This is a genomic window from Agrobacterium sp. CG160-95 (assembly GCF_053521725.1).
Genome location: NZ_JBNWDU010000001.1, coordinates 425,729 through 439,868, shown reverse-complemented (window position 1 = coordinate 439,868; position 14,140 = coordinate 425,729). Strand labels below are relative to the sequence as shown.

Genomic DNA, 14,140 nt, shown 5'->3' with positions numbered 1-14,140 from the left:
ACAAAAAAGCACCGGGCCAGCCGGTGCTTCGATATTGTCACAGTCATCAACCGATAACCTCGATTGTTACCCCGCCCGGCCATGACGCAGGTCATCGACAATATCGGCCTGTTGTCCAAGCCTCGTCTTGTAGACCTGATAATTCTCCATCACCCGCTGCACGTAATTGCGGGTTTCGGGGAAGGGGATGCGCTCGATCCAGTCCACGACATCGTCGATAGGCTTGCCTCGGGGGTCGCCATAGCGGGCGATCCATTCCGGCACGCGTTTCGGGCCGGCATTATAGGCGATGAAGGTGAGGATGTAGGAGCCGCCGAAACTGTCGATCTGTTCGCCGAGATAATGTGCGCCGAGCGTGGCGTTATATCCGGCGTCGCTGGTCAGCATCGCCTGAGTGTAGGGCAAGCCGTGGCGCCCGGCCACGCCCTTGGCGGTTCCCGGCAATAATTGCAGTAGTCCGCGGGCATTGGCGGCGGAGACGGCGGCCGGGTTGAAGGCGCTTTCCTGCCGGGCGATGGCATAGGCAAGCGCCTTGCCGGAGCCGGCAATATTGGCACTGGCGGGAATGACACCGAGCGGATAGGCAAGGGCGGCCGCATCGATGCCGCGGCTGAAGGCCGTCTTGCCGATTTGCAGTGATACCTGATGGTTGCCGTTGCCCTCTGCCCTTGCTGCCAGAATGGCAAGCTCGCCCGGGCTGTCGAGCTGATCTGCCAATGACCTGTAGAGGCTGTCGGCCCGCCAGCCGTAGCCTGCGGCTTCCAGCCTGTCGATGGCTCGCACGGCTTCGCGGCCGGCAAATCGTTCACGGTCGGCGGCGCTCGGAGCAGGGTATGTGACGTTCAGCGTCTTTGCATCGATTCGTGCGGCAGCAAGCTGGCCGTAAAAGGTGCCGGAATGGGCAGCCGCCTTGGTGAAGAAATCGCGGGCATTGCCCGGCCCGCCCACTTCCGCCGCCCGCCCCAGCCAATAATAGGCCCGCGAGGCGGAAAGTGGCCGGTTCGAGGTCTGCAAAAGGGTGTTGAAGTGGCGTGAGGCCGTGGCGGGATCGCGCAGCGCCCGCAACGCATACCAGCCAGCATGGAATTCCGCATCGGCAACATCGACGGCTGATGTGGCCGAATGATTGGCAACGATGCGATAGGCTTCGGCAAAATCGCCGAGATCGGCGACGCCGCGCGCGATGATTCGCCGCTCGTTCCACCACTCGCCGGGATTGACGAGTTTTGCCGTGTCCTTCGGCGCCTGCTTTAAAAGTGCTGCGGCTTCCGGATATTTCTGCTGGTTGCGGAGATTTTCGATGCGCGCGAAGAGAAAAGCAGGGTCGCTGCGCAAGTTGGCGTCAACCTTGCCCAGCAGCGCCACGGCATTGCCTGAGCGCTGCAGCACGGCGGCCCAGGCATTGTAGAGCGACTGCGCCTTGCCGAGATCGCCGAAACGTTTCGCCTGGCCGATTCGGCTGCGATACATCAGATAATCCATCCGCGCCTTGTGGTCGGCGGGCGTCAGATAAGTGGGGAACTCGGCAAGAACATGGTCTTCCATGTCCTTGTCCATGCCTTCGCTCACCCAGAGCTGGCGAATGAGGCGTTGTGCTTCCAAAGCTTTGCCGGAAGAGGTGAGGGCCTTGGCCAGCACAACGGTGCCCTCGGCTGTTTCCGGCCGGCCGCTGCCAAAAGCGGCGAGCACCTGGGGTGCCGGTGGATTTTCGCGGTAAAGCGCCTTTTCGGAATTGGCGCGCAGCGTCGCCGCACCCGGCCACCCCGCCAGTTCGCTCTGGGCTGTAGTGAATTCGGCGGAAGGCACGTCCTTCTGCCCGGAAATGGCAATCGCCCAGGTAAGAATATGCCGGTCGAGACTGCCTGTCTGCATGGCGTTGCGAAGGGCGATGGCGCGTGTCGTGTCGCGGCTGGAAAGCGCATCCAGTCCGGCTTTAAGCTGGCTCGCATCGTCAGGCCGGTTAAGGCGTGGTATGGCGCCGGTAATTTCGGGCGAGGCCGGCATGAAGGCGGGAAGAGCAGGCGCATTCGGCTTCACATAGGGAAGCGGCACGGCAGCTTCCGGCACGGGGCCGGCCAGCGCGTTCCAAACGGTCGCGGCAAGACCTGCCGCCATCAATCCCCAAACTGTCTTTTTCATACCGCTCTTCATCACTGGACGGAAACAATCGACCTTCTTGTATTGACGTTTCATTGCAGCGGGATTGCGAAATGCGCCAGTGCGTTGCACCTATGAGTTTCGCCTCAGATCCCGCTCTGGAATCTACGGAGACTGTGCTTAACGAAACCTTACTTTCCGCTCGGCACTCCAATCAACTTTTATTCACCGGTCTGCGAGCGGCGTAAAATTCCACCGCCTCGTTTTTTGCCTGCCGCGTGAGCTTCCGCGACTGTCACACTTCCGACAATTTCGGACAAAATAGGCTGCCTTTGCGCTTGTCGGCGCCAAGGGCTGGCACTAATGTGTGCCGGTTTTAACCATCGAATGCGGCCGAAGCATGAACCGGCTCGGCGCCAGGAGCTTTGTATGTTCAAGGGATCAATTCCCGCCCTCATTACCCCGTTTACGGACAATGGTGCCGTGGACGAACAGGCATTTGCCGCCCATGTGGAATGGCAGATTGCCGAAGGCAGCAACGGACTTGTGCCTGTGGGCACGACGGGGGAATCTCCAACCCTGTCCCATGACGAGCACAAACGTGTGGTCGAGCTGTGCATCGAGGTAGCGGCGAAACGGGTTCCGGTCATCGCGGGCGCTGGCTCCAACAATACCGATGAAGCGATAGAACTTGCCCTGCACGCGCAGGATGCCGGCGCGGATGCGCTGCTGGTGGTCACCCCCTATTACAACAAGCCGACGCAGAAGGGGCTTTTCGCCCATTTTTCCGCAGTTGCGGAAGCGGTGAAACTGCCGATCGTGATCTATAACATCCCGCCGCGTTCGGTGGTGGATATGTCGCCGGAAACCATGGGTGCGCTTGTGAAGGCGCACAAGAACATCGTCGGCGTCAAGGATGCGACGGGCAAGCTCGACCGCGTCTCCGAACAGCGGATTTCCTGCGGCAAGGATTTCATCCAGCTGTCCGGCGAAGATGGCACGGCGCTCGGCTTCAACGCCCATGGCGGCGTCGGCTGCATTTCGGTCAGCGCCAATGTTGCGCCACGCCTCTGTTCCGAATTCCAGGCGGCCATGCTTGCAGGCGACTACGCCAAGGCGCTGGAGTATCAGGACCGCCTGATGCCTCTGCACCGGGCCATCTTCATGGAACCTGGTGTCTGCGGCACAAAATATGCGCTTTCGAAGACCCGTGGCGGCAACCGCAAGGTCCGCTCGCCGTTGATGAGCACGCTGGAACCGGCAACGGAAGCGGCAATCGACGCGGCACTGAAGCATGCCGGCCTGATGAACTGACGGACACCTGAAACCCGAAAGGCGCGCAATGGGACTGCTTCGCGACAGAAGCCGTTCCGCGCGCCTTTTCTTTTCGTAACGACGATACTAAATAGAAACTTGAAAACCGCTCGTGGCGGACAGGCCGCAGGCGCAATAAGAAAAACAAGGGATTGAAATATCATGGCCCCCAAAGGCAGCCAGCGCGTGGTGAACAAGATCGTTGCGGAAAACCGCAAGGCTCGTTTCAACTACGAAATCATCGACACCTATGAGGCGGGTTTGGTGCTGACCGGCACCGAGGTCAAGGCGCTGCGCGAAGGCAAGGCTAATATCGCCGAGTCCTACGCATCGGACGAGGGCGATGAAATCTGGCTCATCAATTCCCACCTGCCGGAATATCTGCAGGCCAACCGCTTCAACCACGAGCCACGCCGCCGTCGCAAGTTGCTGCTGAACAAGCGCGAGATCAACCGTCTACGCGCCGGCATCAACCGTGAAGGCATGACGCTGGTGCCGCTGAAGGTCTATTTCAACGAAAAGGGCCGTGCGAAGCTGGAACTGGCACTGGCCAAGGGCAAGAAGCTGCACGACAAGCGCGAGACGGAGAAGGAACGCGACTGGAACCGGCAGAAGTCGCGGCTGCTGAAGGGCAACAACGCCTAGAGCTCATCCCTCATTCCTGCACTTGTCGCAGGAATCAAGCCGCCGCGCGTCTGCGCGGCGAGAGAGTTCTTTTCAGCCCAAGGATTTGGTCTGGCTAGATTGCTGTGACAAGCACAGAAATGAGAGCGGGGATGCTTTCGCCTCTCGAATAGATAGCTCTCACGCCGCCCTATAAGTCCGCTCCACATAGGTCGTGGACGCCGAAACGCTGAACCGGCTGACCAGTGCCGCCAGATTGGCGCTCACATCGCTCAGATTGTGTGTGGCCGCGTTGGTTTCTTCCACCATGGCCGCATTCTTCTGGGTCAGATTGTCCATGCTGTTGATGGCGGCGCTGATTTCCTGAATGCCGACGGACTGCTCCTGGGCCGCCTTGGTCAGCGAGGTGATATGTTCCTGAATATGATCCACCTTGTTGCCAATCGTATTCAGCGATTGCCCGGTTTTATTGACCAGCGATACGCCCTGCATCACATCCTCCGAGGATTTGGTGATGAGGGTCTTGATCTCCTTGGCGGCGTTGGCTGAACGCTGTGCCAGCTCGCGCACTTCCTGGGCGACGACGGCAAAACCCTTGCCTGCTTCACCGGCACGCGCGGCTTCCACACCGGCATTCAGCGCCAGAAGGTTCGTCTGGAACGAAATCTCGTCGATGACGGAAATGATCTGGGTGATCTTCTGCGACGATTCCTCGATGGCGCCCATCGCTTTTACCGCTTCCGTCACCACATCCCGTGACCGCGCCGCTTCGGCGGCCGAGCTTTCGACGATGGCCTTGGCTTCCTCGGAGCGCTGCGCCGAAAGCTTGGAAATGGTGGTGATTTCCTCCACGGCGGCGGCGGTTTCCTCAAGGGCTGCTGCCTGCTGCTCCGTTCTGCGGGCCATGTCGTCGGTAGCCGATGTCAGTTCGCGCGTATTGCCTGATATCTTGTTGGCTTCCTCGACGATCTGCGAGAATGCACCCGCGAGATTGCCGACCGCAGCGTTGAAATTGGCAATCAGCCCCTCGAATTGCGGTGCAGTCTTTTCATTGATGCTGGAGGTGAGGTCGCCATTCGCCAGCTTGTTCAGGGCGTTGTTGAGCAGTTCGAGAACGTGCTCCTGCTCCTTCTTCATCTGCGCCTGTTGTTCCTCGACCTTCAGTCGCTCGGCGGCAAGCACGTCGAGGTAGACGGAGATCGAATAGTCCATGTCGAGAAGGGCGGCCTTGATCGTTACCGTCAGGGCGTCGTTCAGCTTCTTGGCCTTCTTTTCCTGAAAAAAGCCCTTCAGTTCTGAATTGACGACGGCTTTGACGATGCCATCAAGCATCAGCGCGTAACCGCCAATATACCATCTCGGCTCCAGCCCCAACCTTGCATGGGTACGGCCGATGGCCGTCACGGCATCGGTATAGTCCGAGTTGAAGGTGCCGGAGGCAATTCTTGCCCAGTGTTTCATCTGCATGCCTTTGGCATGCTGGACATGCGCGTCGCTTGCAAAGAACTTCGCCGTCTCCGGCACGGAGCGCGCCTTCGCATAAAAACGGTCGAGAGAGGCGTCGAGCGAGCCTGTAATGACGCCCTTCATGTCCGAAAGGTTTTGCCGTTGCTCCTGGCCAAGCCCTAGAAAATTAAGTCTTTCGTCGAGTTGTTGATTGGTTTTTACTTGGCCATGCATGTCTGAACATCCTGATTTGACACCGAAATCATGTCGTTGGTGCCGTTGGGTGATTTAGACACGTCTAAAATTAACCAAGATATAATTTTGACTGGCCGAATTTGATGTTTGTTAATTTTAAGAGGAATTTTCCGGCAGGAATACACGGTTGTGACGCCAAACAAAAACGCGCCCGCCTTGCAGACGGACGCGTTGTCATTAGGTCGGCGGCTTAAAAACCGGGATCAGATCGTCTCGGGGCTTTCGACGTGCCGGGCAGGGCGCTCGTTCGGGTCACGCCCGATTTCGGCCTTCAAGGTCATGAGATCAATGAAGTGATCTGCCTGCCTGCGCAGATCGTCGGCGATCATTGCGGGCTGCGTTGCCATGGTGGACACCACGGAAACCTTGCGGCCCTTGCGCTGAAGCGCGTCCACCAGCTTGGTGAAGTCGCCGTCACCGGAAAACAGAACCAGATGATCGACGGTCTCTGACTGTTCCATGGCATCGACAGCAAGTTCGATATCCATGTTGCCTTTGATCTTGCGGCGACCGAGCGCGTCGGTGAATTCCTTCGCCGGCTTCGTCACGACCTTGTAGCCGTTATAATCCAGCCAATCGATCAGAGGGCGGATCGAGGAATATTCCTGATCCTCGATCAATGCGGTGTAATAGTAGGCGCGCAGCAGGTATCCGCGCTTCTGAAACGCCTTAAGAAGCTTGCGATAGTCGATATCGAACCCCAGGCTTTTAGATGCTGCATAAAGATTGGCTCCATCTATAAAGAGCGCAATTTTCTCCCGTGGATCGAACATTCCATCCCATTCCTTTTTTGGAAAGGCCATTATCTGGCTTTTATTTCCGGTCGCAAATGCGAAAAATCATGTCGTATCAACGAATTTTGCGTAGCGCCGTTGCGTTTTAAGTAAGGTAACTTCACCCGTATTCCAAGACAATTCTTCTAGACATTTTGTTCATCAGACGCCAAACAAGGGCAATAAGGTGCCAAAAGACGCCAAAGACAGGAAAAACTTGAATTCCGCGGCCAATGGCTGTATCGGAAGCTGGAAGGCTTCGTCGCGAGGAATCCAAAGCGTTTTTCGCAAGGCACGAAGCGCAGATTCAATAGGTTAGAGCATCCCTTGTGCATCCTCAAGAAAGCACGGCGCTCTGATCCACGACATTACGACTCGCAAAGGACAGGCAATGGCCCGCGTCACAGTTGAAGATTGCATTGATAAAGTAGACAACCGTTTCGAGCTGGTCCTTCTCGCCAGCCACCGTGCGCGCCAGATTTCCCAGGGCTCGTCCATCACGGTTGACCGCGATAACGACAAGAACCCGGTCGTCGCTCTGCGCGAAATCGCCGACGAGATGCTCTCGCCCGACGACCTCAAGGAAGACCTCATCCATTCGCTGCAGAAGCATGTGGAAGTGGACGAGCCCGAGCCCGATCCGGTTACGCTGGCAGCCTCCGCTACTGCCGATGGCGAAGAGGACGACCAGCCGGAAACCGTTACTTTCGACCAGATGTCGGAAGAAGAACTGCTGGCCGGTATCGAAGGCCTTGTGCCGCCGGAAAAAAATGACGACTATTGATCTGACTTTATGACGCCATTGGCAGGCGGTGGTTACCGTCTGTCAATATTTGCCGTCATAATCTGATCCCTATTGATGCAGCATTGTGCGCCGACCCCAAGGTTGGCGCGCTTTCTTTTTGTGGAATATCGCATGATGCGGCAATACGAACTCGTTGAGCGGGTTCAAAAATATAAACCGGATGCGAATGAGGCCCTGCTGAACAAGGCCTATGTTTATGCAATGCAGAAACATGGCCAGCAAAAGCGGGCCAATGGCGACCCCTATATCTCGCATCCGCTGGAAGTTGCCGCCATCCTGACGGAAATGCATCTCGACGAATCGACCATCGCGGTGGCGCTGCTGCACGATACGATCGAGGATACCACCGCTACCCGCGCTGAAATCGACGAGCTGTTCGGCGAGGATATCGGCAGACTGGTGGAGGGGCTGACCAAGCTCAAGAAACTCGATCTCGTCACGCGCAAGGCCAAGCAGGCCGAAAACCTGCGCAAGCTGCTGCTTGCCATTTCCGACGACGTGCGCGTTCTTCTGGTGAAGCTGGCCGACCGCCTGCACAACATGCGCACCATGGAATATATGCCGGCGGACAAACGCAGCCGCATTTCCGAAGAAACCATGGAAATCTATGCGCCGCTGGCCGGCCGCATGGGCATGCAGGACATGCGCGACGAGCTGGAGGACCTGTCCTTCCGTTACCTCAATCCGGAAGCCTATGAGACGGTGACCAACCGCCTTCAGGAACTGGAAACGCGCAACGAAGGGCTCATCAAGAAGATCGAGGACGAATTGCGCGAGCTACTCGTGGCGAATGGCCTTCTCGGCGCCAGCGTCAAGGGGCGTCAGAAGAAGCCCTATTCGGTGTTCCGCAAGATGCAGTCGAAATCGCTCTCTTTCGAGCAGTTGTCCGACGTCTACGGCTTCCGCATTCTGGTGGACGATATTCCTTCCTGCTACCGGGCGCTCGGCATTGTCCACACCCGCTGGCGCGTGGTACCCGGCCGCTTCAAGGACTATATCTCCACGCCGAAGCAGAACGACTATCGTTCCATCCACACCACGATCGTTGGCCCTTCGCGCCAGCGTATCGAGTTGCAGCTGCGCACCAAGCGCATGCACGAAATCGCCGAATTCGGCATTGCCGCCCATGCGCTTTATAAGGACGGCGAAAACGGGGAGGGCGATCTGCTCTCGCCGGAGAGCAACGCCTATTCCTGGCTGCGCCACACCATCGAATCGCTGGCAGAAGGCGACAGCCCGGAAGAATTCCTCGAACACACCAAGCTGGAACTGTTCCAGGACCAGGTGTTCTGCTTCACGCCCAAGGGCAAGCTGATTGCGCTGCCGCGTGGCGCGACGCCCATCGATTTCGCCTATGCGGTGCACACCAATATCGGCGACACCACAGTTGGCGCCAAGATCAACGGGCGGATCATGCCGCTTGTGACCCGGCTCAACAATGGCGACGAGGTGGAGATCATCCGCTCCGGCGTGCAGGTTCCGCCCGCCGCATGGGAAGAGGTGGTGGTGACGGGTAAAGCCCGCTCGGCCATCCGCCGCGCCACGCGCATGGCCATTCGCAAGCAATATTCGGGTCTCGGTTACCGTATTCTGGAGCGCACTTTCGAACGTGCCGGCAAGGCCTTCTCGCGTGACGCGCTGAAACCTGTGCTGCATCGTCTGGCGCAGAAGGATGTGGAAGACGCTATCGCCGCCGTCGGGCGCGGCGAGGTCTCCTCGCTCGATGTGCTGCGTGCAGTCTATCCGGATTATCAGGACGAGCGCGTGACGGTGAAGATGACCGGCGACGACGGCTGGTTCAACATGCGCAGCGCTTCCGGTATGGTCTTCAAGATCCCCGGAAAGTCGCGCTCCGTTCTGGAAGACGATGGCGCAGCCGAAATGCTCGATGGACCGGACCCGCTGCCCATCCGTGGCCTTTCCGGCAATGTCGATGTGCATTTCGGTGCCGCCGGCGCCGTTCCGGGCGATCGCATCGTCGGCATCATGGAAAAAGGCAAGGGCATCACCATCTATCCCATTCAGGCGCCGGCGCTGCAGCGTTTCGACGATGAGCCAGAGCGCTGGATTGATGTCCGCTGGGATCTTGATGAGGCGAACAAGTCGCGCTTCATGGCGCGGGTGATGATCAACGCGCTGAACGAACCCGGCACGCTCGCCTCCGTGGCGCAATCGATCGCGACGCTGGATGTCAACATACGCGCCCTGAATATGGTCCGCATCGGCACGGATTTCTCCGAACTGGCACTGGATGTCGAAGTCTGGGATTTGCGGCAACTCAACCAGCTGCTGTCGCAGCTGAAAGACCTCGATTGCGTATCCACTGTCAAACGTGCCTTCGATTGAGGCATTTTTGATCATTCGCACATTCCAAAAGGCCGCTGTTATGCATTCAGTGCATGGCAGCGGCCTTTTACTGTCTCTGGTCGCGCATGTGGTTTGCGACTATCTTCCTTTCAGAAATTGAAAAACGGAAAACGCGGCGTGCCGGTGGTCCTACCCCGATGAGAAACGCCATTTCCAAACTGAAAGGACATGAAATCATGTTTACTCCGCTTCGCAAGATCGCCCGTGCAGTTCGTGGCAAGACGACCCAGGAACGCGAATTCGAATATCTCAGCGGCTCCGTTTCGAATGTCGACCTTGAGTTCCGCCAGCGCGAAATCGACCGCGGCCTGTTCCGCCGGTAGTGCACTCAGCGCATGGCAGCCGTTCGCCATGCGTATAGGACTTGGAAGGTGGGTGGCCGTTATCGGTCAGCTCCTACTCGTGTCTCGTAAGGCTGTGTGAATGCGCGTTACGAACGGGCGTTCACCGCTGTCCGGTCCAAATGATAGGACACGCTACTTTTGAAACGAATTTGACGGCGAGAGGTGCTTGTTTCCTCGACGTCATCCTTGGCTCGTCCCAGGGATCCTGATAACCTTGCATTCAATCAATCGTTTGCAAATCCTCGGGACAAGCCTGAGGATGAGGTCAGAGTGTTCGGCAAGGTTCGTATACTCGGTGATGCCACGTGGCGTGGGTGGAATTCCAGCTAAAGGCCGGAATGACGGGGAAAATATGCCTGCAAAAGAAATCCCCGTGTCGTATACGATGCTCTTGGCTCAGCCGGGGCGATGAAATAGACTGGCCTCATGCCGTTTCGCCGCCGTGAACCCGTTGGTTTTTCAGAGAAGATTCGTGACCTCTTTTGGCCGCGCACGGGTTTTACCCGTTCGCTGCGCTATATGAAGCTGCGTCTCCTGCGGTTGTCTGCGTCTCCGCATTCGATTGCCGCCGGTGTCGCGCTCGGTATCGGCGTGGCGTGGACACCGTTTCTCGGCGTGCATATCATTATCGCCATGGCGCTCGGTTTCCTCATGCGCGTCAATCTCGTCGCGGCAGCACTCGGCACCACCTTCGCCAATCCCCTGACATTTCCTTTCATCTGGGCGTCCACCTGGGAACTCGGGCATTTCCTGCTCGGACGACAGAAGGAGGCGGGGGGTGCGCATGTGGATTTCGTTGCGCTGTTCAGCCACCTCGAATTCCGGCAGATATGGAGGCCGGTGCTGGAACCCATGACCGTAGGTGCGCTTCTGCCCGCGGCCGTGAGCGCGGTCATCGCCTATATCACCGTCTACAGCCTCATCAGCGGTTTCCAGCGCCGCAAGATGGAAAATCTCGCGCATCGCGCCGCCAATAAAAACGCGTCTCTGGAGATGTTGAAATGATCCTTGGATTGGGCAGCGACCTGATCGATATCCGCCGCGTCGAACATTCGCTCACCCGTTTCGGTGAACGTTTCACGCACCGCTGTTTCACCGATATCGAGCGCGCCAAGTCCGATGGCCGCAAGAACCGCGCGGCATCCTACGCCAAGCGTTTCGCCGCCAAGGAAGCCTGTTCAAAGGCGCTCGGAACCGGCCTTGCGAACGGCGTTTTCTGGAAGGACATGGGGGTCGTCAATCTGCCGGGCGGCAAGCCGACCATGGCGCTCACCAACGGTGCCGCAGAAAGGCTAGCGGCCATGCTGCCCGCCGGTCACCGCGCCAATATCCATCTGACCATCACGGACGATTACCCTTACGCTCAGGCATTTGTGATTATCGAGGCGCTTCCCGTGAGCGACTGAGACCGGCGGCTGCCGCATTGGCGGCCTATTTGCAGGCGTATGACAGAAGCGCTTCCCTTCCGGCTGGAAAGGTTCTAGAGAAGTCGCAGAAATATGAAAGCGTCGCTGGCTGCGTGAAAAATTGCTTCACCCCGCCGCAGTCGCGAGCAACAACGGCCCGGACGCCTCCGTCAAATCGCAGGAACCGGTAAACAATCAGGCAGGTCTTTAAGTGTCCGAAAAAGCTGAAAAGAAGCAGAACGCCCTCTGGGAAAACGTCAAGGTCATCATTCAGGCGCTGCTGCTGGCCATGGTCATCCGCACCGTGCTGTTTCAGCCCTTCACGATCCCTTCAGGTTCGATGATGCCGACGCTGCTGGTAGGCGACTATCTTTTCGTCAACAAGTTCTCCTACGGCTATTCGAAATATTCGCTGCCCTTTTCGCCGAACCTGTTTTCAGGCCGTATCCTCGAATTCAGCAAGCCCAAGCGTGGCGATGTCGTGGTCTTCCGCCTGCCGCCCAATCCTGAAGTTGATTACATCAAGCGTCTCGTCGGCTTGCCGGGTGACCGCATCCAGGTGACGAACGGCGTGCTGTTCATCAACGGCCAGCCGGTTCCGAAGCAGCCTGATGGCACCTTCACCTCCGATTACCGTGCCGATCCGGGCGCCAATGTACCGGTGTTCCGCGAAACGCTCGATAATGGCGTCACCTTCGACACGCTCGACCAGTCGCCCGATTCGCGCGGCGACAACACCCGCGAATTCCTGGTGCCGGAAGGCCATTATTTCATGATGGGCGATAATCGCGACAACTCGCTCGACAGCCGTTTCGATGTCGGTTTCGTGCCGGAAGAAAACCTGATCGGCCGCGCCAGTGTCATCTTCTTCTCGCTGGGCAATGACACGCCGTTCAGCCGCATTTGGGACTGGCCGTCCAACATGCGCTGGGACCGTCTCTTCAAGGTTGTGGGATGAGCAAGACCAAGCCGCTGTCGATTGCGGAGATTTCCCGTCTCGAAGCGTTGATCGGATATGAATTCAAGGAAAAGGCCCGGCTCGACCGGGCCTTGACCCATGCGAGTGCCCGTTCCGCTGCGGCGGGCAATTACGAGCGGCTGGAGTTTTTGGGCGACCGCGTTCTCGGCCTTTGTGTTGCCGAGCTGTTGTTCTCCACCTTCCGCAACGCCAGCGAAGGTGAGCTTTCGGTTCGCCTCAACCAGCTTGTCAGCGCCGAATCCTGCGCCGCTATCGGCGACGAAATGGGCCTGCATAATTTCATTCGCACCGGATCGGATGTGAAGAAGCTGACCGGCAAGGCGATGCTGAACGTGCGCGCCGATGTGGTCGAAAGCCTGATCGCCACTCTCTATCTGGATGGTGGTCTGGAAGCATCCCGCAAGTTCATTCTGAAATACTGGCAGGGCCGCGCAACGCGCGTGGATGCCGGACGGCGCGATGCCAAGACTGAATTGCAGGAATGGGCGCATGCCAGATTTGCGGTTACGCCCGCTTATCGGGTTGACGATCGCTCCGGACCGGATCACGATCCCAGCTTCACCGTGACGGTGGAAATTCCCGGCGTAAAGCCGGAAACCGGCGTCGAGCGTTCCAAGCGCGCAGCCGAACAGGTGGCAGCAACCAGATTGCTGGAACGCGAAGGCGTCTGGCAGAAAAGCTCCACCTAGAACTGAGCGCCCGAAAGATAGTGGCGCTAAAATCGAGCGCATGGCGAGCCTTGTGGCCGCATGTTGAATACCTCAGACCTTGAATGGATATCATGACCGATCACGAAAACCCCGCCAATGCCGGCGAAGACATCGCCCTTCCGACCCGCTCCGGCTTTGTGGCCCTCATCGGCCCGACCAATGCCGGCAAGTCGACGCTGGTCAACAGGCTGGTGGGTGCAAAAGTTTCGATCGTCAGCCACAAGGTACAGACGACGCGCGCCGTTATGCGCGGCATCGCCATTCACAAAAATGCGCAGATTGTTTTTATGGACACGCCCGGCATCTTCAAGCCGCGCCGCAGGCTCGACCGCGCCATGGTCACTTCGGCCTGGGGCGGAGCGAAGGATGCGGATCTCATCCTGCTGCTGATCGACAGCGAACGCGGCCTGAAGGGTGACGCGGAAGCGATTCTCGAGGGGCTGAAGGATGTTCCGCAGAAGAAAATCCTCTGCCTTAACAAAATCGACCAGGTGAAGCGCGAAGACCTGCTGAAGCTTGCTGCCGCCGCCAATGAGCACGTGACCTTCGACCGGACCTTCATGATTTCGGCCACCAACGGTTCGGGCTGCGAAGACCTGATGGATTATCTGGTCGATACCCTGCCGGAAGGTCCGTGGTATTATCCGGAAGACCAGATTTCCGATCTGCCGATGCGCCAGCTCGCCGCCGAAATCACCCGCGAAAAGCTGTTCCTGCGTCTGCATCAGGAGCTTCCCTACGCCTCGCATGTTGAGACTGAGAAGTGGGAAGAACGCAAGGACGGCTCCGTTCGCATCGAGCAGGTGATCTATGTCGAGCGTGACAGCCAGAAGAAGATCGCTCTCGGCAAGAACGGCGACGCGATCAAGGCGATCTCCACCGCCTCGCGCAAGGAACTGTCTGAAATCCTCGAACAGCCGGTCCACCTCTTCCTGTTCGTCAAGGTTCGCGAAAACTGGGGCGACGACCCCGAACGTTTCCGCGAAATGGGCCTGGAATTTCCGCGGGGATAAGGCACAT

General features: G+C 58.1%; 13 protein-coding genes. 10 read left to right on the top strand and 3 right to left on the bottom strand.

Annotated features, from left to right (window positions below):
• Nucleotides 1-66: 66 nt before the first annotated feature.
• Complete coding sequence (locus ACQZ63_RS02200; protein ID WP_162763628.1) at nt 67-2,139, bottom strand: lytic transglycosylase domain-containing protein; 2,073 nt, start codon at nt 2,137-2,139, stop codon at nt 67-69.
• Between the two features lie 387 nt (nt 2,140-2,526).
• Here ACQZ63_RS02200 and dapA point away from each other — a divergent pair, with 387 nt between their 5' ends.
• On the top strand, nt 2,527-3,411 hold the full coding sequence (gene dapA / locus ACQZ63_RS02195) for a 4-hydroxy-tetrahydrodipicolinate synthase (RefSeq protein WP_003512226.1): 885 nt from the start codon (nt 2,527-2,529) through the stop codon (nt 3,409-3,411).
• A 162-nt stretch (nt 3,412-3,573) separates the two neighbouring features.
• Nucleotides 3,574-4,056, top strand: a complete 483-nt coding sequence (gene smpB, locus ACQZ63_RS02190) for an SsrA-binding protein SmpB (RefSeq protein ID WP_003512228.1) — start codon at nt 3,574-3,576, stop codon at nt 4,054-4,056.
• 159 nt (nt 4,057-4,215) lie between these two features.
• Here smpB and ACQZ63_RS02185 read toward each other — a convergent pair whose 3' ends face one another.
• Together ACQZ63_RS02185 and ACQZ63_RS02180 are read right to left on the bottom strand one after the other, a co-directional pair.
• Complete coding sequence (locus ACQZ63_RS02185) at nt 4,216-5,715, bottom strand: globin-coupled sensor protein (protein ID WP_111789341.1); 1,500 nt, start codon at nt 5,713-5,715, stop codon at nt 4,216-4,218.
• 224 nt (nt 5,716-5,939) lie between these two features.
• Nucleotides 5,940-6,509, bottom strand: a complete 570-nt coding sequence (locus tag ACQZ63_RS02180; protein ID WP_013635795.1) for a LabA-like NYN domain-containing protein — start codon at nt 6,507-6,509, stop codon at nt 5,940-5,942.
• A 391-nt stretch (nt 6,510-6,900) separates the two neighbouring features.
• Between ACQZ63_RS02180 and rpoZ the strand changes: the two genes are divergently transcribed.
• From rpoZ to era, 8 genes are all read left to right on the top strand, one after another.
• Nucleotides 6,901-7,293 (top strand): DNA-directed RNA polymerase subunit omega, encoded by a 393-nt coding sequence (gene rpoZ / locus ACQZ63_RS02175; protein ID WP_003512234.1) that lies wholly within the window; start codon nt 6,901-6,903, stop codon nt 7,291-7,293.
• 132 nt (nt 7,294-7,425) lie between these two features.
• On the top strand, nt 7,426-9,660 hold the full coding sequence (locus ACQZ63_RS02170) for a RelA/SpoT family protein (protein ID WP_003512236.1): 2,235 nt from the start codon (nt 7,426-7,428) through the stop codon (nt 9,658-9,660).
• Between the two features lie 197 nt (nt 9,661-9,857).
• Nucleotides 9,858-10,004, top strand: a complete 147-nt coding sequence (locus tag ACQZ63_RS02165) for a hypothetical protein (RefSeq protein WP_003496944.1) — start codon at nt 9,858-9,860, stop codon at nt 10,002-10,004.
• Between the two features lie 447 nt (nt 10,005-10,451).
• Nucleotides 10,452-11,030 (top strand): DUF2062 domain-containing protein, encoded by a 579-nt coding sequence (locus ACQZ63_RS02160; RefSeq protein ID WP_065661184.1) that lies wholly within the window; start codon nt 10,452-10,454, stop codon nt 11,028-11,030.
• The gene (gene acpS, locus ACQZ63_RS02155; protein ID WP_003512241.1) at nt 11,027-11,431 is read left to right on the top strand and encodes a holo-ACP synthase; all 405 of its coding nucleotides are present in this window, start codon (nt 11,027-11,029) and stop codon (nt 11,429-11,431) included. The genes ACQZ63_RS02160 and acpS overlap by 4 nt, the downstream gene beginning before the upstream one ends.
• 211 nt (nt 11,432-11,642) lie before the next feature.
• Complete coding sequence (gene lepB, locus ACQZ63_RS02150) at nt 11,643-12,389, top strand: signal peptidase I (RefSeq protein WP_003512243.1); 747 nt, start codon at nt 11,643-11,645, stop codon at nt 12,387-12,389.
• Nucleotides 12,386-13,099, top strand: coding sequence for a ribonuclease III (rnc, locus tag ACQZ63_RS02145; protein WP_003512245.1), 714 nt, complete (start codon nt 12,386-12,388; stop codon nt 13,097-13,099). Before lepB ends, rnc begins: the two co-directional genes overlap by 4 nt.
• 83 nt (nt 13,100-13,182) lie before the next feature.
• Nucleotides 13,183-14,133, top strand: a complete 951-nt coding sequence (gene era, locus ACQZ63_RS02140; RefSeq protein WP_162633689.1) for a GTPase Era — start codon at nt 13,183-13,185, stop codon at nt 14,131-14,133.
• Nucleotides 14,134-14,140 lie beyond the last annotated feature (7 nt).

Excerpts from the sequence above, each read along its gene's own strand:
- era (WP_162633689.1), top strand. The coding sequence starts at position 13,183 with ATGGATATCATGACCGATCACGAAAACCCCGCCAATGCCGGCGAAGAC.
- ACQZ63_RS02160 (WP_065661184.1), top strand. The coding sequence starts at position 10,452 with ATGCCGTTTCGCCGCCGTGAACCCGTTGGTTTTTCAGAGAAGATTCGT.
- dapA (WP_003512226.1), top strand. The coding sequence starts at position 2,527 with ATGTTCAAGGGATCAATTCCCGCCCTCATTACCCCGTTTACGGACAAT.
- ACQZ63_RS02200 (WP_162763628.1), bottom strand. The coding sequence starts at position 2,139 with ATGAAAAAGACAGTTTGGGGATTGATGGCGGCAGGTCTTGCCGCGACC.
- rnc (WP_003512245.1), top strand. The coding sequence starts at position 12,386 with ATGAGCAAGACCAAGCCGCTGTCGATTGCGGAGATTTCCCGTCTCGAA.
- acpS (WP_003512241.1), top strand. The coding sequence starts at position 11,027 with ATGATCCTTGGATTGGGCAGCGACCTGATCGATATCCGCCGCGTCGAA.
- rpoZ (WP_003512234.1), top strand. The coding sequence starts at position 6,901 with ATGGCCCGCGTCACAGTTGAAGATTGCATTGATAAAGTAGACAACCGT.
- ACQZ63_RS02170 (WP_003512236.1), top strand. The coding sequence starts at position 7,426 with ATGATGCGGCAATACGAACTCGTTGAGCGGGTTCAAAAATATAAACCG.
- smpB (WP_003512228.1), top strand. The coding sequence starts at position 3,574 with ATGGCCCCCAAAGGCAGCCAGCGCGTGGTGAACAAGATCGTTGCGGAA.
- ACQZ63_RS02165 (WP_003496944.1), top strand. The coding sequence starts at position 9,858 with ATGTTTACTCCGCTTCGCAAGATCGCCCGTGCAGTTCGTGGCAAGACG.
- ACQZ63_RS02185 (WP_111789341.1), bottom strand. The coding sequence starts at position 5,715 with ATGCATGGCCAAGTAAAAACCAATCAACAACTCGACGAAAGACTTAAT.
- ACQZ63_RS02180 (WP_013635795.1), bottom strand. The coding sequence starts at position 6,509 with ATGTTCGATCCACGGGAGAAAATTGCGCTCTTTATAGATGGAGCCAAT.